Annotated in this window: 19 protein-coding genes and 1 pseudogene; 5 read left to right on the forward strand and 15 right to left on the reverse strand. The window is 69.5% G+C overall.

Annotated elements, in window-relative coordinates:
• Window positions 1-17 precede the first annotated feature (17 nt).
• From ABT313_RS27730 to ABT313_RS27780, 11 genes and pseudogenes are all read right to left on the reverse strand, one after another.
• Entirely contained in the window at window positions 18-1469 is a 1452-nt protein-coding gene (locus ABT313_RS27730; RefSeq protein WP_350859865.1) for an NADH-quinone oxidoreductase subunit N, read from the reverse strand.
• Entirely contained in the window at window positions 1466-3019 is a 1554-nt protein-coding gene (locus ABT313_RS27735) for a complex I subunit 4 family protein (protein WP_350859868.1), read from the reverse strand. The genes ABT313_RS27730 and ABT313_RS27735 overlap by 4 nt, the downstream gene beginning before the upstream one ends.
• Window positions 3016-4782 carry an NADH-quinone oxidoreductase subunit 5 family protein gene (locus ABT313_RS27740; protein WP_350859871.1) on the reverse strand — a complete coding sequence of 589 codons (1767 nt, stop codon included), beginning with the start codon at window positions 4780-4782 and terminating at the stop codon, window positions 3016-3018. The genes ABT313_RS27735 and ABT313_RS27740 overlap by 4 nt, the downstream gene beginning before the upstream one ends.
• Complete coding sequence (nuoK, locus tag ABT313_RS27745; protein WP_350859874.1) at window positions 4779-5096, reverse strand: NADH-quinone oxidoreductase subunit NuoK; 318 nt, start codon at window positions 5094-5096, stop codon at window positions 4779-4781. Before nuoK ends, ABT313_RS27740 begins: the two co-directional genes overlap by 4 nt.
• A gap of 1 nt (window position 5097) precedes the next feature.
• On the reverse strand, window positions 5098-5592 hold the full coding sequence (locus ABT313_RS27750; RefSeq protein ID WP_350859877.1) for an NADH-quinone oxidoreductase subunit J family protein: 495 nt from the start codon (window positions 5590-5592) through the stop codon (window positions 5098-5100).
• Between the two features lie 149 nt (window positions 5593-5741).
• Window positions 5742-5957: pseudogene (locus ABT313_RS27755) on the reverse strand (4Fe-4S binding protein); the annotation flags it as partial.
• Window positions 5958-6138: 181 nt separating this feature from the next.
• Window positions 6139-6897: a methylenetetrahydrofolate reductase gene (locus tag ABT313_RS27760; RefSeq protein ID WP_350859880.1), complete on the reverse strand. Its 759-nt coding sequence runs from the start codon at window positions 6895-6897 to the stop codon at window positions 6139-6141.
• Between the two features lie 9 nt (window positions 6898-6906).
• Window positions 6907-8103 (reverse strand): RNA polymerase sigma factor, encoded by a 1197-nt coding sequence (locus tag ABT313_RS27765; RefSeq protein ID WP_350859883.1) that lies wholly within the window; start codon window positions 8101-8103, stop codon window positions 6907-6909.
• Window positions 8100-8444, reverse strand: a complete 345-nt coding sequence (locus ABT313_RS27770) for a YciI family protein (RefSeq protein ID WP_350859886.1) — start codon at window positions 8442-8444, stop codon at window positions 8100-8102. Before ABT313_RS27770 ends, ABT313_RS27765 begins: the two co-directional genes overlap by 4 nt.
• A 34-nt stretch (window positions 8445-8478) precedes the next feature.
• On the reverse strand, window positions 8479-9684 hold the full coding sequence (locus tag ABT313_RS27775; RefSeq protein WP_350859889.1) for a sensor histidine kinase: 1206 nt from the start codon (window positions 9682-9684) through the stop codon (window positions 8479-8481).
• Window positions 9681-10337: a response regulator transcription factor gene (locus ABT313_RS27780; protein WP_350859892.1), complete on the reverse strand. Its 657-nt coding sequence runs from the start codon at window positions 10335-10337 to the stop codon at window positions 9681-9683. The genes ABT313_RS27775 and ABT313_RS27780 overlap by 4 nt, the downstream gene beginning before the upstream one ends.
• A 107-nt stretch (window positions 10338-10444) precedes the next feature.
• Between ABT313_RS27780 and ABT313_RS27785 the strand changes: the two genes are divergently transcribed.
• The 4 genes from ABT313_RS27785 to ABT313_RS27800 are packed head-to-tail and all read left to right on the forward strand — an operon-like array spanning window position 10445 to window position 13864.
• A complete protein-coding gene (locus tag ABT313_RS27785; RefSeq protein ID WP_350859895.1) occupies window positions 10445-10954 on the forward strand; it encodes a hypothetical protein in 510 nt (169 codons plus the stop codon).
• The gene (locus ABT313_RS27790; RefSeq protein ID WP_350859898.1) at window positions 10954-12006 is read left to right on the forward strand and encodes a peptidoglycan-binding protein; all 1053 of its coding nucleotides are present in this window, start codon (window positions 10954-10956) and stop codon (window positions 12004-12006) included. Before ABT313_RS27785 ends, ABT313_RS27790 begins: the two co-directional genes overlap by 1 nt.
• Window positions 12003-12668 carry an ABC transporter ATP-binding protein gene (locus tag ABT313_RS27795; RefSeq protein WP_350859901.1) on the forward strand — a complete coding sequence of 222 codons (666 nt, stop codon included), beginning with the start codon at window positions 12003-12005 and terminating at the stop codon, window positions 12666-12668. Before ABT313_RS27790 ends, ABT313_RS27795 begins: the two co-directional genes overlap by 4 nt.
• A complete protein-coding gene (locus tag ABT313_RS27800) occupies window positions 12665-13864 on the forward strand; it encodes an ABC transporter permease (protein ID WP_350859904.1) in 1200 nt (399 codons plus the stop codon). Before ABT313_RS27795 ends, ABT313_RS27800 begins: the two co-directional genes overlap by 4 nt.
• Here the strand turns inward: ABT313_RS27800 and ABT313_RS27805 are convergent.
• On the reverse strand, window positions 13861-14808 hold the full coding sequence (locus tag ABT313_RS27805; RefSeq protein WP_350859907.1) for a complex I subunit 1/NuoH family protein: 948 nt from the start codon (window positions 14806-14808) through the stop codon (window positions 13861-13863). The two genes, ABT313_RS27800 and ABT313_RS27805, sit on opposite strands and share 4 nt — an antisense overlap.
• 60 nt (window positions 14809-14868) lie before the next feature.
• Here ABT313_RS27805 and ABT313_RS27810 point away from each other — a divergent pair, with 60 nt between their 5' ends.
• Window positions 14869-16053, forward strand: coding sequence for an NAD(P)H-binding protein (locus tag ABT313_RS27810; RefSeq protein WP_350859910.1), 1185 nt, complete (start codon window positions 14869-14871; stop codon window positions 16051-16053).
• On the opposite strand, the gene ABT313_RS27815 is transcribed toward ABT313_RS27810, so the two are convergent.
• The 3 genes from ABT313_RS27815 to ABT313_RS27825 are packed head-to-tail and all read right to left on the reverse strand — an operon-like array spanning window position 16029 to window position 18321.
• Complete coding sequence (locus ABT313_RS27815; RefSeq protein WP_350859912.1) at window positions 16029-16961, reverse strand: GNAT family N-acetyltransferase; 933 nt, start codon at window positions 16959-16961, stop codon at window positions 16029-16031. The two genes, ABT313_RS27810 and ABT313_RS27815, sit on opposite strands and share 25 nt — an antisense overlap.
• Window positions 16958-17773, reverse strand: coding sequence for an NADH-quinone oxidoreductase subunit C (locus tag ABT313_RS27820; protein ID WP_350859914.1), 816 nt, complete (start codon window positions 17771-17773; stop codon window positions 16958-16960). The genes ABT313_RS27815 and ABT313_RS27820 overlap by 4 nt, the downstream gene beginning before the upstream one ends.
• Window positions 17770-18321 (reverse strand): NADH-quinone oxidoreductase subunit B, encoded by a 552-nt coding sequence (locus tag ABT313_RS27825; protein WP_134120366.1) that lies wholly within the window; start codon window positions 18319-18321, stop codon window positions 17770-17772. Before ABT313_RS27825 ends, ABT313_RS27820 begins: the two co-directional genes overlap by 4 nt.
• Window position 18322: the final 1 nt, after the last annotated feature.

Raw genomic sequence — 18322 nt, forward strand, 5'->3', positions numbered from 1 at the left:
GCGATGGCCGGAAGCTGTCAGGTGGCCAGGGAAAACATGATGCTGGGCAGGACCGAGAGGACCGCGGTGAGGGCGGCGCAGAGGGAGATCATGGCGACGGCCGGGGTCTCGATGTCGACCGAGAACGGGTCGTCGGCGGGGAGGCGGAAGAGTTCGGCCACCCAGCGCAGGTAGACGGCGAGGCCGATCATCACGTTGAGGGCCATCACGATCGCCAGCCAGCCGAGGTGCGCGTCGATGACGGCCTGGAAGGCGGCGAACTTCGTGAACAGGCCCGCGAGGCCCGGCGGCAGACCGGCGAGGACGACCAGGAAGAAGATCAGCGCCGCGGCCAGACCGGGCTCGGAACGGACCATGCCGCGGTAGTCGGTCAGCAGGCCGCCGGCGCGGTGACGCTGTACGACGGCCACCGCTCCGAACGCGCCGAGCGTGACCACGACGTACGCCGCCAAGTACCCCACGACCGCCTGCGCATCGCCGACGGCCAGCGGCGCGAGCAGGAAGCCGACCTGGCCGATCGACGACCACGCGAGCAGCCGGACCGCCTCGACCTGACGCAACGCGGCGAGGTTGCCGACCGTCATCGTGAGTGCCGCGAGGATCGCGATCACGGTCCGCAGGTGCGAGCCGTCCGGCGCGATCCCGGCCGTCACCAGCACGAGCAGTCCGGCGACGCCGGCCGACTTCGAAACGACCGCGAGGAACGTGGTGACCTCGATCGGCGCCCCGACGTACGTGTCGGGCAACCAGGCGTGGAACGGCACCGCCGCGATCTTGAACGCGAACCCGACGATCACGAACAGCCCGGCCGCGAAGGCCACTCGCCCGAGGTCCGGGTCGAGCCCGGTCAGCCGGTTCGCGATCGTGGTCAGGTAGAGCGAGCCGGTCACGCCGTACAAGTAGGAGACGCCGAACAGCATCACGGCAGTGGACAGCACCGACACCAGGAGCGCTTTCATCGCGCCCTCGGATCCGCGCCGGTCGCGCCGCAGTCCGACCATCGCGAAGCTCGGCAGCGACACCACCTCGAGCGCGATCACCAGCGTCGCGAGATCCCGCGCACCGGCCAGCACGGTCGCACCGGTCAGCGCGCTCAGCAGCAGGAAGTGGTACTCACCGATCGGCACGTCCGAGGCCAGCAGCCGGTACGTCGACAGGCCCACCACGCCGAGCCCGCCGACCAGCAGCACCGCCCACAATCCGGCCGTCAACGGCTCGAACACGAAACTGCACTCCGCGGGTCCCTCGACCGCCGGCCGGCAGAACGCGGGCTTGAACCCGCCGCGCTGCGCCCACACGAACACGAGGCCGAACAGGACCACCGCGCTCGTCAGCAGCGTGACGACGGTGTGCCGCAACTCGGCCGAGGCGCTCTTCCAGAAGCTGTCGATCAGCAGCACCGCAACCGCGCCGATCGCCAGCACCAGCGGTACGGCGATCGCCTGCCAATCGGTCCAGGTCAGCGTCATAGGAACGTCCACTGGTTGAGCAACGTGAAGGGCCACAGGCCGAGGAACACGGTCAGCACGACCAACGGTGCGAACGTCACGAACTCGATCCGGCTCAGGTCGACCGCGAACGCGGCCGGCGGATTCTCGGCCGGATCACCCTGGCACAGCTCGCGGATCAACCGCAGGAAGTACGCGGCGGTCAGGACGGCGCCGAGTCCGGCGATCACCATCAGCACGATGAAAGTGGCCCGTGGCAACCAATCCGCCGGGTGGTAGGCGCCCAGCAGGACCAGCATCTCGCCCCAGAATCCGGCCAGACCGGGCAATCCGAGCGACGCGAGGCAGGCGTAGGTGAGCAGCCCGCTGATCCGCGGCAGCCGCGCGTACAGCGCCCGGCCGATCGCCCGCAGATCGCTGGTGTCGTGCCGGTCCTTGATCGCGCCGGCCAGGAAGAACAGCTGGCCGGTGATGATGCCGTGGGCAAGGTTCGCGTACAGCGCGCCGTTCAGCCCCTCCGGCGACATCGTCGCGATCCCGAGCCCGATGAAGCCCATGTGCCCCACGCTCGAGTAGGCGATCAGCCGCTTCACATCGGTCTGCGCCAGACAGGCCAGCGACCCGGCGATGATCGCGACGACCGAGAACCCGGCCAGGTACGGCGCGATGGTGGCCGTCGCGTCCGGCAGGACCGGCAGCAGGATGCGGATCATCCCGTAGCTACCGAGCTTCAGCAGTACGCCGGCCAGCAGCACCGAGCCGACCGTCGGCGCCTTGGCATGGGCATCCGGCAACCAGATGTGCAACGGCCAGAGCGGCATCTTCACCGCGAGCCCGACCGCGATCAGGATCGCGGCGGCCAGCGGAACCCCGTGCCCGCCTTTGATCGGATGCCGACCGAGGAACACCAGATCGAACGTCCCCGCGTGCCGATAGATCAGCAGGAAGCCCAGCAGCATCAGGGCCGACCCGAGGACCGTCATCAGGATGAACGTGGTCGCCGCGCGCCGACGGCCGGCCGGATCGTGGTCGTCGCCCCAGATGTCGATCACGAGCCACATCGGGATCAGCACGATCTCGAAGAACACGAAGAACAGCACGAGATCGGCGGCCGCGAACGTGCCGATCACGCCGGTCTCGATCACCAGCAGCAACGCGATCAGCGAGCGGGTCCGGCCGATGCGCGGCGTGATCTTCAACGAGTACACGCAGCACAGCAGGACCAGCAGCGCGGTCAACGCGATCAGCGGGATCGAGATCGTGTCGACCGCGAGGTGGAACCGCACGCCCAGCGACGGGATCCACGGCGCGTTGATGTCGACGTCCGGCACCAGCTTGCCGGGCACGGTCCGCGGCCCCGCGCCGTACACATCCACGAGTTCGGTGGTGCACGGGCAGTGCGGGCGGCGCACGTCCCACCAGAGGACGAACGACGCAACCAGCAGGACCCCGGACACGATCGTCCCGACCAGCGCCGCGACCCGGTCGGCCGTCACCACGGGCAACGCCCACAGCACGACGGCGGTCAGCACCGGGACCGCGATCAGGGCGATCAGCAACCAATCGCTCACGAGCCGATCACCCCCGCCAGGATCGCGAGCGCGACCGCACCGATCACGGCTGCGGTCAGGTACGTCTGCACGTTGCCCGTCTGCAGCTTCCGGAAGCCCTGCGACGCCAGCACCCCGGCCCGCCCGGTCGCCCGAACATAAGCGCCGATCACGTCCCGGTCGTTGCCGACCGCGAGTTTCGCCAGCCATTCCACCGGTACGACGAACAACCGCTGGTACGCCGGATCCACGCCGTACTCACGTTCGAGCACGACCGGTCGCGGATCCGCGCCCCGATGCCAGAGCGAGTACGCCGCGAAGCCGCCGAGCAGAGCGAGAACGGTCGTGATCAGCGCGATCGGCAGGTTGAGGTGTACGCCGTCGGTGTAGCCCAGCCCGATCGCACCGATCGCGAGCAGCACCATCGGCGCGAGCATCAGCCACGACCCGTCGCGGAGCTTGTTCGCGTCGGGCTCGTCGAGATCCGCCATCGGGTCGTCGCCCTCGAACGCGCCGACCGCGCCCGCGAGGGCCGGAGTACGGAAGAACACCCACAACCACATGCGCACGCAGTAGAACGCGGTCATCGCCGCGGTCAGGCAGATCGACACGAGCACGATCCAGCCGACCGTGGATCCGTCGTTGGCCTGCTCCCACGCAGCCGCGACCACCGCGTCCTTGGAGAAGAACCCGGCGAACCCTGGTACGCCGGCCAGCGACGCGAGGCCGATCGTCATCGTCACGAACGTGACCCGCAACTGTTTCCGCGAGGCGCCGCGGCGGGTGTACCGGCGCAGTACGACGAAGGCCGCGCTGCCGACCTGGTGCAGGAGGACGCCGGCGCAGAGGAAGAGCAGACCCTTGAACGCCGCGTGCGTCAGCAGGTGGAAGAGCGCCGCCCGGCGACCGTCGTGCGTGCCGAGCGAGAGCCCGGCGAACATGATCGCCAACTGGCTGACGGTCGACCAGGCCAGGACCCGCTTCACTTCCACGGCCGCCATCGCGCAGGACGCGGCGAACAGCATCGTCACGCAGGCGACCACGGCCAGCACGGTCAGGGTGGTCTGCGCCTCGACGAACACGTTGTACAACCGGGCGATCAGGAAGACACCGGCGGCAACCATCGTCGCCGCGTGGATCAGCGCGCTGACCGGACTCGGGCCGGGCATCGCGTCGGGCAGCCAGGTCTGCAGCGGGACCTGCGCCGACTTGCCGATGACACCGACCAGCAGCAGGATCGTGCCGATCGTCAACGTGTGCGGCTCGATCGGGCCGCTCCCGAGCTCGGAGATCCGGGAGGTGTGGTAGCCGACGCCGAGGACGAAGATGCCGAACAGGAAGCCGACATCGCCGAGCCGGGTCATCAGGAACGCCTTCATCGCACCGGCCCGGGCGTCGCGGCGCTCCCAGTAGTGACCGATCAGCAGGTACGAGCAGACACCCATCACCTCCCAGCCGATCAGCAGGAGGAACAGGTTGTCCGAGATCACGACCGTCACCATCGCCGCGGTGAACAGCGTGACGAGCGCCGTGTACGACGCGATCCGCTCGCGGACGTACCCGATCGAGTAGATCTGGACGCAGGCGGAGACCACGCCGACGACGGCGAGCATCAGCACGGTGAGGCCGTCGGTGCGGAACTCGTACGAGAACCAGAAGTCCTCGCCGATCATCGCGCCGCCGGCCTGGGTCTGCTGCGGATCCACGCCGTACAGGAGAGCTGCGGCCAGCACGACGAGGAGCGAGAAGCCGACGCCGGCCACCCGCCACGCGGTGGCGATCACGTGACCCGCTCCTGTTCGGCGAGGTCGCGGGCGGCGTCGACGTCGACATGACCGTGGCCGCGGAACAGCAGCAGGACGATGGCCAGGCCGAGACCGATCTCGGCTGCCGCCAGCGTGATCACGAAGACGGCCAGCGTCTGGCCGGTGGCGTCGTTGATCCGCCAGGCGTCGAACGCGACGAGGTTGAGGTTGACCGCGTTCAGCATCAGCTCGAACGACATCAGCAGGGTGATCACGTTGCGGCGCGCGAGCACGCCGTACACCCCGATGCAGAACAGCGCGACGGCCAGCAGCAGCGGGAGGATCAACGGCACGTCAGTCCTCCTTCTTCCGCACCGACAGGGCGATCGCGCCGATCAGCGCGGCCAGCAGGAGGACCGAGAGAACTTCGAACGGGAGCACCCAGGTCTTGAAGACCTGCGTCCCCACGGCCAGTGCGGAGCCGTCCGTCACCGGCTTGATCATCTCGTTGCCGAAGGCAAGAACCACGCCAGTGCCGAGGATCACCGCGAGCACGGCCGCGACGACGGCCGCGAACGGACTGCGACCGGTCGTCAGGCTGGGCAGCGGATTGGTCGGTGCCTTGGTCAGCATCAGCGCGAACAGCACGAGGACGACGATCGCGCCGACGTACACCAGGATCTGGACCAGTGCGACGAACTCGGCATGCAGTACGCCGAAGCAGCCGGCGATCGCCCCGAGCGCGACGACCAGCCACAGCGCGGCGTGCACGATCCGCTTCGAGGTCACGACGAGGACCGAGGCGATGAGGGCGACGGCTCCCGCAACGCTGAACAGGGCTGTTGTCACGCCTCGTCCTCTTGCGTCGGGCCGGGGGGCTCTGCCGTCGGGCCGGGGTCGATGGGTTGCGGCGCGGGCACGGTCCACATCCAGTCGCGGAGGCGGTCCTTCTCGTGGGTCAGGTTGCGCAGGTCGGTCTCGGCGTACTCGAACTCCGGGGACCAGAACAGCGCGTCGAACGGGCAGGCCTCGATGCAGATCCCGCAGTACATGCACAGACTGAAGTCGATCGCGAACCGGTCCAGCACGTTCCGGCTGCGCTCCCGGGCCTGCTCACCGACCGACGGCGCGGTCTCGGTGTGCGAGTCGATGTAGATGCACCAGCTCGGGCACTCGCGGGCGCACAGCATGCAGGAGGTGCAGTTCTCCTCCATCAACGCGATCACGCCGCGGCTGCGCGGCGGCAACTCCGGCAGCACATCCGGATACTGCTCGGTGACCGACCGACGGGCCAGCGTCCTCGCGGTGACCTTCAGTCCCTCGACCAGCCCCTTACCCGGCACCCCCACGCTCCACCTCCCGTCTCTAAGCAGGACACTAGCCGATCTGCCGCGGTTACAGGTCCCGTTCCAGGCGGGCCGCGACCTGGCGGTACCGGCTGACCGGTACCAGATGAACGCCCTCGAAGGCGCCGGAGTCACGGATCTTCAGGATTTGCTCGCAGGCGTGGTCGACGCCGGCGTCCGGATCGCGCTCCACCGCCCGGATCAGTTCGTCCGGGATCGTGAGCTGCGGCAGGGCGGCGAGGTTGTGGGCCATCTTCGCCGAAGCGAGCACCATCACCCCGGCGTACACCGGGATGCCGAGGTCGACCGAGTCACGCCAGCGGAGCAGCTCGTCGAGGTCGTAGCTGACCTGCACGTACAGGAAGTCGGCCTCGGCCTTCCAGCGCGGGACCTTCGTCAGGCGGGTCGCGGCCCCGACCTGGAACGGGTTGCAACCTGGGTACGTCGTGTCGCGCGCCTGCTCGATCATCGTGCGCACCGTGAGCTGACTCGTCCGGGCGCCCTCGGCGGGATCGTCCCCGTGGACGAACAGGAACTGCTCGACGCCGTACGCCGCGGCCGTCAGCAGGTCGCGACGGAAGCCGAGCAGGTTGCGGTCGCGTGAGTTGAGACAGGCGATGCCGCGGGCACCCATCAGCTGCACCTCGTTCGCCACCGCGACGCTGGACACGGTCGCCCGGCCGATGTGGTTGTCGGGGATCAGGAAGCCGTCCGCGATCGGGCTCATCACCCCGATCTGATGCCGAACCCGCTTCAGATCAGGCCGAGTCGGCGGCTCGACCTCACAGACCAACTCGAATCCCCGCACGGGTGGACCTTACGCCAGACGGGTCCGGAGGAAGTTCTGTTCGGCCTGGTTGGGGGTCAGGGAGATGGCCCGCCGGTACGCCGTCTGCGCCTCGGCGGGGCGATCCAGTTGGGTGAGGAGGTCGGCTCGGATGGCGTAGAAGAGGTAGTACGTGTCGAGGTCGAGCGCGTCGACGAGGGTCAGGGCCGCCTCGGGGCCGTCTACCTCGGCTACGGCTACCGCTCGGTTGAGGGCGACCACCGGCGAGGGCTCGAGGGTCAGCAGGTGGTCGTAGAGCTGGACGATCTGGCGCCAGTCCGTGGCCTCGGGAGTCGCCGCGTCGGCGTGGACGGCGTTGATGGCGGCCTGGAGTTGATACGGGCCGGGTTGGTTGCGGCGGAGGCATCGGCGTACCAGCGCTTGGCCCTCGGTGACCAGCTCCTGGTCCCACAATGCGCGGTCCTGCTCGCGGAGCCGGATCAGCGTGCCGTCGGGGCCGACCCGGGCGGGACGGCGGGAGTGCTGGAGGAGCATCAGCGCGAGCAGGCCGACGGCCTCGGGTTCGTCGGGCATGAGCTCGGCCACCAGGCGGCCGAGGCGAATGGCTTCGAGCGCCAGTTCGTCGCGGACAAGCGATTCGCCCGACGAGGCGGCGTACCCCTCGTTGAAGATGAGGTAGACGACCGCGAGTACGCCGCGTACCCGCTCGGGCAGATCGGCCTCGTACGGGACGCGGTACGGGATGCCGGCCGTGCGGATCTTCGCCTTCGCGCGGACCAGTCGTTGCGCCATCGTCGGCTCGGGGACGAGGAACGCGTGGGCGATCTCGGTCGTGGTGAGGCCGCCGAGCATGCGCAGGGTGAGCGCGACCCGGACGTTGAGCGCGAGGGCCGGATGGCAGCAGGTGAAGATCAGCCGGAGCCGGTCGTCGTCCACGGCACCCACCTCCTCCGGCTCGTCCTCGGCATGCAGTAGCGCGGCCTGGGCCTGCTTGTCGGCCCGCGCGGCCTCGCGGCGCAGGCGGTCGATCGCCCGGTTCCGGGCGGTCGTGATGATCCAGCCGGCCGGACTCGGCGGTACGCCGCTGTCCGCCCACTTCTCGACCGCCGTCGCGAACGCGTCCTGGACGGCGTCCTCGGCGATCTCCAGATCCCCGAACACGCGCGTCAGCACGGCAACCGCCCGCCCGTGCTCGGCCCGGAAGATGCCGGCCAGATCAGGTGTCACGACTGGAAGGGTCTGACTTCAACGGAGAGGTTGCGAAGGACCTTGGCGAGGCGCCGGGCCCAGTGCAGGGCAGCGTCGAGATCTTCGACCTCGACGACAGTGAACCCGCCGAGATGCTCCTTGCCTTCGGTGAACGGCCCGTCCGTGATCAGGACCTCGTCACCGTGCGCCTTCACCACGGTCGCGCTCTCCGGCGCGTGCAGCCCCGCCGAGAACAGCCATACGCCGGCCGCCTGCATCTCCTCGGTCAACGCCTGCAGCTCCCGCATGATCGGCTCCAGCACCTCAGGCTCCGGGATCGGGCCGTCGGGCTGGTAGATGCTGAGCAGGTACTGGTTCATCGTTGCCTCCTTCTCATCAGCTGTACGAATCAACTCAGCCCGGATCGACAGGTAGCTCCACAGTAATTTCCAGACCGCCTCCCGCTCGCGGTACGGCAGTCACAGTCCCGCCGTGTGCCTCGGCCACCGAGCGGACGATCGACAACCCGAGCCCGGCGCCCTTCCCACTCACGAGCCGCTCGGCCCCCAACCGGTAGAACGGCTTGAACAAACTCTCCACCTCGTACGGCGGAATCTCGGGCCCGGTGTTGGTCACCACCACCTGCACGTGAGACCGGACCGTCTTGCTGACCACCCGGACCCAGCCGCCAGACGTGTTGTGGCGGATGCCGTTCTCCACGAGGTTGTGGACCAGGCGCTCGAGGAGCAGGGCGTCGCCGCGGGTCGGCGCGTCGCCCGGGCCGCGGATCAGTTCGACGCGCGCCGCCGACGCCTCAGCCGTCAGCTGGCTGCAAACGTGCGTCACGACGTCGGCCAGGTTCACCGGGTAGACCGTGGTGAGCTGCTTCTCGGAGTCCGCGAGGATCAGCAGCCCCTCGATCAGCTGCTCGTGCCGGGCGTTGATCGTCAGCAGGCTCTCGCCCAGCTCCTTCACGTCAGCAGACGCCGTACGTCGGTGCATCGCGACCTCGACCAGCGCCCGGCCGAGGGTCAGCGGCGTCCGCAACTCGTGCGACGCGTTGGCCACGAACCGCCGCTGGCCGTCGAACGAATGGTCCAGCCGCTCGACCATCGTGTCGAACGCGTCAGCCAGGTTCTTCACCTCGTCGTCCGGCCCCTGCAGCGCGATCCGCTCATGCAAAGCCGCAGGTGAGGCCGCGATCCGGCGAGCCGTGTCGGTGACCCGATGCAGCGGCGCCAGCACCCGCCCGGCCACCAGCCAGCCGAACCCTGCCGCCAACCCACCGACCGCGACCAGCGCGATGCTCCCCTGGATCAGCAGCGACTTGATCGCAGCCTGCCGGACCTGCTGCCGCTGTTGCTCGAGCACCTTCTCCGCATCCGAGCCGGTCAGTACGGCGCCGTCCTTGTTCATCACGTAGACGTCGTTGGTCGGCGGCGGTGGCTTCTGCGCACCCGGCCCCGGGCTCAGGTACGTCCCCTTCACGATCACGCGGTACTGCTGGCCGAGGTTCGCGTTGAACAGCGCGTACGTCACCCCGAGGAGCAACACCCCCGCGACCATGAACAGTCCGCCGTACAGCAGGGTCAGCCGGCCCCGCAGCGTCAGCCGTCTCATGGGATGCGGTACCCGACGCCGGTCACGGTCTCGACCAGCCCCGGCTCGCCCAGCTTCCGGCGCAGCTTGAGGATCGTCAGCCGCACCGCCCCGGTGAACGGGTCCACGTGCTCGTCCCATGCCTTCTCCAGCAGTTGTTCGGCCGACACGGTCGCGCCGTCGGCCCGCAGCAGCTCCGCGAGTACGGCGAACTCCTTCTTCGACAACGGCACGTACCGGCCGTCGCGGAACACCTCGTGGCGCGCCGGATCCAGCGTCACCCCGGCACGTCGCAGTACGGGCGGATCGGCCGGACGACTCCGCCGCCCCAATGCCAGCACCCGGGCAGCCAGCTCCGCGAACGCGAACGGCTTGGTCAGGTAGTCGTCCGCACCAAGCCCGAGCCCCTCGACCCGGTCCGTGACCGCAGCAGCGGCCGTCAGCATCAGCACCCGGGTGTCCGACCCGGACTGCACCAACTGCCGGCACACCTCATCGCCGTGCACGACCGGGATGTCGCGGTCCAGCACAAGTACGTCGTACGCGTTCACCGACAGCCGTTCGAGCGCAGCGCCGCCGTCACCGACCACGTCGACCGCATGTGGCTCGTCACGCAGCCACTCCGCGATCGCTGCCGCCAGCAACGGTTCGTCCTCGACCACCAGAACCCGCACGCACCCCATGATCCCCGACACCCGTGTTTCCCCGGTGTTAGCGCACTCGGAAACGGCCGGGAAACGGCCTCCGGCGAAGGCTTCGGGGAAACGAGAGGAGCGCACCGATGCGCAAGACCATCCTGGCCGCCACCGTGCTCGCGGCCGCCGTACTCATCACCGGCTGCGGAGCGGACAAGCCCGACGCCCAGGTCGCCTCCGGCAGCGGCGGGACCCAGTCGACCGCTCCGACCAGTGCGCCGGCCAGCCTCAGCCGGGACGAGATGGCAGTCAAGTTCACCCAGTGCCTGCGCGAGAACGGCCTGAACGTCCCGGACCCGGAGCCGGGCAAAGGTCCGATGCTGAAGTTCGACAAGAACTCCGGTGTCACGCAGGAACAGGTCCAGAAGGCGATGGAGGCGTGCCGTGAGTACGACCCGCAGTCGCAGGGCAGCGCCAACCCGCAGCAGGCGGAGAACGGCCGCAAGTACGCCGAGTGCATGCGGAAGAACGGTGTCGAGAAGTTCCCGGACCCGAAGCCGGACCAGCGCGGCATCATGATCGGCCCGGGTGTCGCCGACGACCCCGACTTCCAGAAGGCGCAGGACGCCTGCCAGAGCATCCTGGCGGCGCGCTGATGCGGAAAGCACTCACGGCTGTCGTCGTCCTGGCCGCCGGGGGCGCCGCGAGCGCGTTCCTGGTGAACCGGGGCGACACCAGCCAGGCGACCAACCAGCCCGGACAGCCCTCGCCGGTCAACACCACCAAGGTCACACAGCAGACCTTGAAGGACACCGAGACCCAGGACGGCCAGCTCGGCTTCGGTACCACGTCGTCCGCCGTCAGCCGGACCGCCGGCACAGTGACGGCGGTGCCGGACAGCGGGCAGGAGCTGCGGCGCGGGAACACCGTCTACAGCATCGACAACAAGCCGACGATCCTGCTGTACGGCGCACTCCCGGCGTACCGGAAGCTGTCGATCGGGGCCGAGGGCAACGATGTTCTGCAGCTCGAGCAGAACCTGAAGGCGATGGGCTACACGGGATTCACTGTCGACGACGAGTACACCGACGCCACCGCCGCGGCGGTCGAGGAGTGGCAGGACGATCTCGGTCTGGACGAGACCGGGGTCGTCGAGCTCGGCAGCGTGTTGTTCGCACCCGGTCACATCCGCGTCGACAGCGTGCAAGGCCAGGAGGGTACGCCGCTCGGCCCGAACCAGCCGGTGCTCTCCTACACCGGCACGACCCGGGCCGTCACGATCCAGCTCGACGCGGCGGACCAGCGGCTCGCGGTGATGGGTGCTGCGGTCACGGTCGCGCTCCCGGACGGCAAGACCGTACCGGGCCGGATCGAGAAGGTGTCGACGGTGATCATCCCGGCGGAGAGCCCGGACCAGGACCCGGAGACCAAGGTCGAGGTGATCGTTGCCATCGCCAACCAAAAGGCCGTCGCCGCCTGGTCGTCGGCGGCAACTGACGTCACCTTTACCGCCTCCGAACGCAAGAACGTGCTGACCGTCCCGGTCGCGGCGCTGGTCGCGCTGCGCGAAGGCGGGTTCGGAGTCGAGGTCACCGACGGCACGACGTCGCAGTACGTGCCGGTGAAGACCGGGTTGTTCGCGAGCGGTCAGGTCGAGGTCAGCGGCGCCGGGATCAAGGCCGGCACGACAGTCGGGATCCCGAAGTGATCGAGCTCAGCGAGGTGACCAAGGTGTACCCGGGCGGCGTGAACGCGCTCGGCGGCGTCAGCTTGCGGATCGACGCGGGCGAACTGGTCGCGATCGTCGGCCCGTCCGGCTCCGGCAAGTCCACGATGCTCAACGTGCTCGGCACCCTCGACCGTCCGTCCTCCGGCACGGTCCGCATCGATCGGTACGACGTGGCGCGGCTCTCCGACGCCGGACTCTCGGCCTTGCGGGCGACCCGGATCGGCTTCGTGTTCCAGCAGTTCCACCTCGCGGCCGGGGTCCGCGCGGTCGACAACGTCGCCGACGGGCTGCTGTACTCCGGTCTGCGGCTGGGGGTACGACGACGGCGCGCCGCGGCTGCCCTGGAACGCGTCGGCCTCGCGCACCGACTCGACCACGAGCCGCACGAGCTGTCCGGTGGCGAACGACAACGCGTCGCCGTCGCCCGAGCAGTCGCCGGCGAACCCGCCGTACTGCTGGCCGACGAACCGACCGGGGCGCTCGACTCCGCGTCCGGCGCCGGGGTGATGCAGCTCCTCCGCGACCTGCACGCCGCCGGTACGACGGTCGTCGTCATCACCCACGACCGCGACATCGCCGCCTCCCTCCCCCGCCAGGTCCGCATGCGCGACGGCCGCATCATCGAGGAGATCCGCTCATGAGAGGCGAGCTCAAGCCCGCGACGCTGAGCCTGCGTGACGTCGTCCGGGTCGGGGCGGTCGGGCTGCGGACCCGGCCGACCCGCGCGTTCCTGTCTGCGTTGGGGATCGCGATCGGGATCGCGGCAATGGTCTCCGTCGTCGGCATCTCGTCGTCCTCGCGGGCCGAGCTCGACGGGCAACTCGATGCCCTGGGCACCAACCTCTTGACGGTTGCCCCAGGCACCCGACTGACCGGCGAGCAGGCCCAGCTGCCGCTCACGGCCGAAGCCATGGTCCGGCGGATCGCTCCGGTCCGGGCCGAGTCCGCGGTCGGCAAAGTCGACGACACCCCCGTCTACCGGACCAACAAGATCCCGGACGTCGAAACCAACGGCATCATCGCGTACGCCGCCCGCACGAACCTGCTCGACACGATCGGCGCCACGGTCCGCAGCGGCAAGTGGATCGACGCGGCAACCGGCTCGTACCCGGCGACCGTACTCGGCTCGAGCGCCGCCGACCGGCTCGGAATCACCAAGGCCGGTCCGGATACCCAGGTGCTGATCGGCAACATCTGGTTCACGGTTCTCGGCATCCTCGACCCGGCCGCGCTGGCGCCCGAGCTCGACAGCGCAGCCCTGATGGGTTGGCCGGCGGCTGGTCGGCTCGCCTTCGACGGGCATCCGACCACGATCTACACCCGGTCGGACGACGCCCAGGTGCCGGCGGTGCGATCGGTGCTCGGGGCAACCGCCAACCCCGAGGCGCCGAACGAGGTCGAGGTCTCGCGGCCGTCCGACGCGCTCGCCGCGAAACAGGCCGCCGGACAGGCGTTCACCGGTCTGTTGCTCGGGCTGGGCGCAGTCGCACTCCTGGTCGGCGGTGTTGGGGTCGCCAACATCATGGTGATCTCGGTGCTCGAACGCCGCGCGGAGATCGGCCTGCGTCGGTCGCTCGGCGCGACCCGCGGCCAGATCCGCACCCAGTTCCTGACCGAGTCGCTGCTGCTGTCCGCGCTCGGTGGAGTCGGTGGCGCGTTGCTCGGATCCGCGGTCACCGCGGCGTACGCGTCGTACCAGAACTGGCTGACGGTGATCCCACCCTGGGCTCTCGTCGGCGGAGTCCTGGCGACGCTCGTGATCGGCGCCCTGGCCGGCCTCTACCCCGCCGTCCGGGCCTCCCGCCTCTCCCCGACCGAGGCGCTGGCCACGCCCTAGAAGACGACGACGCCGATGCCGGTGAGTGCGAGCTGGGCGAGCGCCACCGGCACCAGGCCCTGCCAGGCGAGCTTCTGCAGCTGGTCGGCGCGCATCCGCGGGAACGACACGCGCACCCAGATCACCACGACCGAGACCAGCGCGACCTTCAGGATCGTCCAGATCCAGCCGATCGACTCCGGTCCGGGGCCGCTCCAGCCGCCGAGGAACAGCACCGTCGTGAGCCCCGCGAGGACCACGATCCCGGCGTACTCGGCGAGCAGGAACATCGCGAACCGCAAGCCGGTGTACTCCGTGTACGGGCCGAAGATCACCTCGGAGTCCGCGACCGGCATGTCGAACGGCGGCCGCTGCAACTCGGCCAGACCCGCGATGAAGAACACGATCATGCCGGGCAGCTGCCACAGCAGCCACCACGGGTTCCACGCGTGCGCGATGCCGGTCAGGCTGAGCGAGCCGGCCGCGACCGCGACACTCGCCGCGGACAGCACGAACGGCAGTTCGTAGCTCATCAGCTGCGCCGCGACCCGCAGTCCGCCGAGCAGGCTGTACTTGTTCCCGCTGCCCCAGCCCGCCATCAGCGACCCGAGTACGCCGATGCTCATCACGGCGAGCACGAAGAACAGGCCGGAATCGAGATCGGCGCCGACGATGCCCGGCGCCAGCGGGATCGCAGCGAGCGCGGCGAGGTACGGCAGGATCGCGACGATCGGCGCCCACTCGAACACGCGCTTGTCCGCGGCCGCCGGGACGATGCTCTCCTTCTGGACGAACTTCACCCCGTCGGCGACCAGCTGCGCCCAGCCATGGAACGCACCGGCGTACATCGGGCCGAGCCGTGACTGCATGTGCGCCATCACCTTGTGCTCGGCCTGACCGACCAGCAACGGCGCCACCAGGAAGGCGACCAGGACGCCCACCACCCGCACCACGAACTCCAGCATGACCGCAGCCTATCGACTCCAGCTTGACCTCAACCAACGTTGAGGTCGAAGGATCGTGTCATGACTACCGTTCTTGTCACTGGAGCCACCGGCCGGGTCGGCCGGCATGTCGTTGCCGGACTGCGCGCGGCGGGGGTGACCGTGCGCGCCCTCGTCCGTACGCCGGACCTCGCTGGATTCCCGCCCGACGTCGAGCTGATCCAGGGCGACATCACCGACGCCGACGCCGTACGACGGGCCGCGGCCGGCGCCGATGCCGCGTTCCTGCTGTGGCCTTCGTTCAGCGCGGACGGCGCGGCGGAGATCGTCCCGGCGTTGCCTCCGCGGGTGGTGTACCTGTCGTCGCTCAATGCCGCCGAGGGCGGGGTCTGGGGTGATGTCGAGCAGTTGCTGCGGGACCTGGGGAAGGAGTGGACGTTCCTGCGGCCGAGCGGGTTCGCGGTGAACGCCCAGGCGTGGGCCGGCGACTTCCGCTCCGGCGACACGCTGCGGCTGCCGTATCCGGAGGCGTCGCGGTCGATGATCCACGAGCGCGACATCGCGGCGGTCGCCGTACTCAGCTTCGTCAACCCTGGCCACGCGGGCCAGATCTACGAACTCACCGGCCCCGCGGCGCTCACCCAGGCCTCGCAGGTCGCGACGATCGGTCGTGCCGTCGGCAAGGACATGCACGTCGTACCGCTGACTGAGGACGCCGCCCTGCAGGCGATGCTCGACCAGGGCGCCGACCCAGCTCTCGCCGCGAGCGCGGTCAGCTACTGGGCCTCGCTCGTCGACAACCCCGAACCCGTCACCACCACAGTCGCCGAACTGACCGGCCGCCCCGCACTCACCTTCGCGGAATGGGCTGAGGAGCACGCCACCGAGTTCCGCGTCCGCACCACCGCCGAGGTCGCCCAGGGGTACGTCGACGCACTGTCCGCCGGCCGCCTTGACGAAGCACTCGCCTACTTGGACCCGGACGTGATCCGCTCAGCCCCACTCGAATCCGCGACCGAACTCAAAGGCGTCGACGCCATCCTCGAAAACACCCGCCGCCTCAACACCAACGTCGAATACCTGGCGGTCGAGGCCCTGGGCCCACTCCTCCACCCCAACCACTTCGCCATCCGCTTCACCTTCACCCAACGCAACACCACCACCGGTGTGCAGTCCCAAACCACCAAGCTCTCCCTCTGCACAGTGGAGTCCGGCCACATCACCCGCGAAGACGTCTTCTACTACACGCCGCCGAGCGGGAGTTGAAGCCAGCCGCCTATGTCGTGGCGGCCGGCGGTCAGGGCGGCGGTGCGGGCGCCGTGATTGGCGGAGTGGATGGTGCCGATGAAGATGCGGGTCGGGTCGGGGAGGGCCTGCGCGAGGAGCGTGCTCAGGTGGGGGCCGTAGCCGTGGCCGCGGTGGGGCTTGGCGAGGATGAGCTCGCGGACGACGTACGCCGGGAGGCCTAGTGCGTCGTCGGGTTTGATGATGGCGGCGGCGTACCCGGCCCACTCGTCGTTCACCGTGACCTCGAAGAGCAGGCCGTCGTCGGCGGATTCCTGGAGGTCCTCGAGGTCCTGCAGGGTGGCCTCTTCGGTGTGGTGCGGGTGGTCGGCGTCCACGGCCTCGTATGCGCGGCGTGCCTCGTCGTAGTGTTCGACGCTCTTCGCCTGGCGGAGGGCGAGACCGGGCGGTACGTCGCGCGGTTGCAGCTCGCTGATCGGTGCGGCGAGGAAGCGGCGGTCGGGCACGGTGCCGTCGACGCCGGGGGCGGCACTCCACAGGCGGAGGTAGAGCGGGTTGTGGACGCCGTAGTACTGCTGCGCCGCGTCGGCGAGCCCTGGTAGGTCGCGGGGCTCGGGTGAGCGGCTCATCGGGGTGGCGTCGACGAACGGCTTGGCGACGTTCATGTTCTCGAAGCGCATGCTGAACATCACCTCGAGGTCGTTGCCTACGGCAATCCAATGGTTGAGCATCGCCTCGACCGGCTTCCCCGGCGCCAGCCGCGCGGTCCGCTGCCGCGCGATCTCCACATCCTCGGCCAGCAAGAGATCCAGCGCCGCATGCTCCTCAGCCAGAATCGCCAACCGCCGTACGTCGTCCACCCACGTCCGCGTCAACGGATGCTGCCGCTCCAGGGTGTACCGCGCCAGCACCTCAGCCGAAGGAATCACGACAGCCCGCCCGACTCATCCCCCGCCGCGGGATCCGCCGCTGCACCGTCCGACGGCTCCGTCGGAGCCGCGGCTGCAGGACTCGCGGGAGGCTCGGGCGCTGGATCTGGTGATGGGGCGGCTGCCGGGGATTGGCGGCGGGCGCGCCTCTCGCCTCCAGCGCCAGCACCGGCGCGGCGGGGGCGGGCCGGGGTGGCGGCGGCTTGGGCTGCGGCCAGGGGGTCCGGTGCGGGGGAGCCGGGTGGGCGGGGGCCCCAGGTTTCGGGGTCGGGGACGCCGGGTGGGAGGGTGCGGCGGCGGCTGGGGGCGCCGGCGGGGGCGTGGTCGGACTCGCCAGGTTCTTTGGCGCCGGGCCACGGCTTGGCGACCCGGGAGGCGAGGACGAACTCCTTGCGCAGCGGGTGGCCCTCGAACTCGTCCGGCAGCAGCAGCGTGATCAGGTTCGGGTGACCGTCGAAGCTGATCCCGAACATCTCGTACGTCTCGCGCTCGTGCCAGTTCGCCCCGGCGTACACCTCGGACAGCGTCGGCAGCACCGCCTTGTCCCGCGGCACCAGCGTCCGCACCAGCACATGTTCGACATGCGACCCGCCCCAGAAGTCCGCGAGATGCGACACCACCCGGAAGCCGTCGGTCAGCTCGTCCGAAGCACTCAGGAAGTCGAAGAACGTGAGCCCGACGGCATCCCGCAGTACCTCGTGCGCCGCCACCCACGACTCCGGCGGTACGTCGATCGCGGTCGGGCCGAAGCTGTCCGTCGATGTCGCGGTGATGCCGGCACTCGTCAGGGCCTCGAGTGCGTCGGCGCTCAAGGCTGCACCAATCCGCGGGTCAGCGCCGCCGCGGACGGCTCCTCGTACCGGTCGGCGAGCGCCTCGCCCGCGATCTTCTCCTGCAGTTTGAGGATCCCCTGCAGCAACGCCTCCGGCCGCGGCGGGCAGCCGGGCACGTACACGTCGACCGGGATGATCTGGTCGACGCCCTTGGTCACGCAGTACGAGTCCCAGTACGGGCCGCCCGAGTTCGAGCAGGAGCCGAACGAGATCACGTACTTCGGCTCGGGCATCTGGTCGTACAGCCGCTTGATCGCCGGCGCCATCTTGTCCGTGACGGTGCCCGAGACCACCATCAGGTCGGCCTGCCGCGGTCCGGGCGCGAACGGGATCACGCCGAGCCGGATGAAGTCGTGCCGGCCCATCGACGCCGCGATGAACTCGATCGCGCAGCAGGCCAGGCCGAAGTTGAACACCCAGAGCGAGTACTTACGCCCCCAGTTCAGCAGGTAGCGGACCGGCTCGGGCGCGAGCTTCGCCAGCGCGCCGACCGCCGGCCGGACCGTCGGCATCCCCAGCTCCGTCATA

The sequence above is a fragment of the Kribbella sp. NPDC000426 genome, assembly GCF_040300265.1.
In the GTDB taxonomy this organism is placed as follows: Bacteria; Actinomycetota; Actinomycetes; order Propionibacteriales; family Kribbellaceae; genus Kribbella.

Bases quoted from the DNA above. Each gene is read 5' to 3' on its own strand.
- ABT313_RS27730 (WP_350859865.1), bottom strand. From the start codon at position 1,469: ATGACGCTGACCTGGACCGATTGGCAGGCGATCGCCGTACCGCTGGTG.
- ABT313_RS27770 (WP_350859886.1), bottom strand. From the start codon at position 8,444: ATGAACCAGTACCTGCTCAGCATCTACCAGCCCGACGGCCCGATCCCG.
- ABT313_RS27775 (WP_350859889.1), bottom strand. From the start codon at position 9,684: ATGAGACGGCTGACGCTGCGGGGCCGGCTGACCCTGCTGTACGGCGGA.
- ABT313_RS27785 (WP_350859895.1), top strand. From the start codon at position 10,445: ATGCGCAAGACCATCCTGGCCGCCACCGTGCTCGCGGCCGCCGTACTC.
- ABT313_RS27790 (WP_350859898.1), top strand. From the start codon at position 10,954: ATGCGGAAAGCACTCACGGCTGTCGTCGTCCTGGCCGCCGGGGGCGCC.
- ABT313_RS27800 (WP_350859904.1), top strand. From the start codon at position 12,665: ATGAGAGGCGAGCTCAAGCCCGCGACGCTGAGCCTGCGTGACGTCGTC.
- ABT313_RS27805 (WP_350859907.1), bottom strand. From the start codon at position 14,808: ATGCTGGAGTTCGTGGTGCGGGTGGTGGGCGTCCTGGTCGCCTTCCTG.
- ABT313_RS27810 (WP_350859910.1), top strand. From the start codon at position 14,869: ATGACTACCGTTCTTGTCACTGGAGCCACCGGCCGGGTCGGCCGGCAT.
- ABT313_RS27825 (WP_134120366.1), bottom strand. From the start codon at position 18,321: ATGACGGAGCTGGGGATGCCGACGGTCCGGCCGGCGGTCGGCGCGCTG.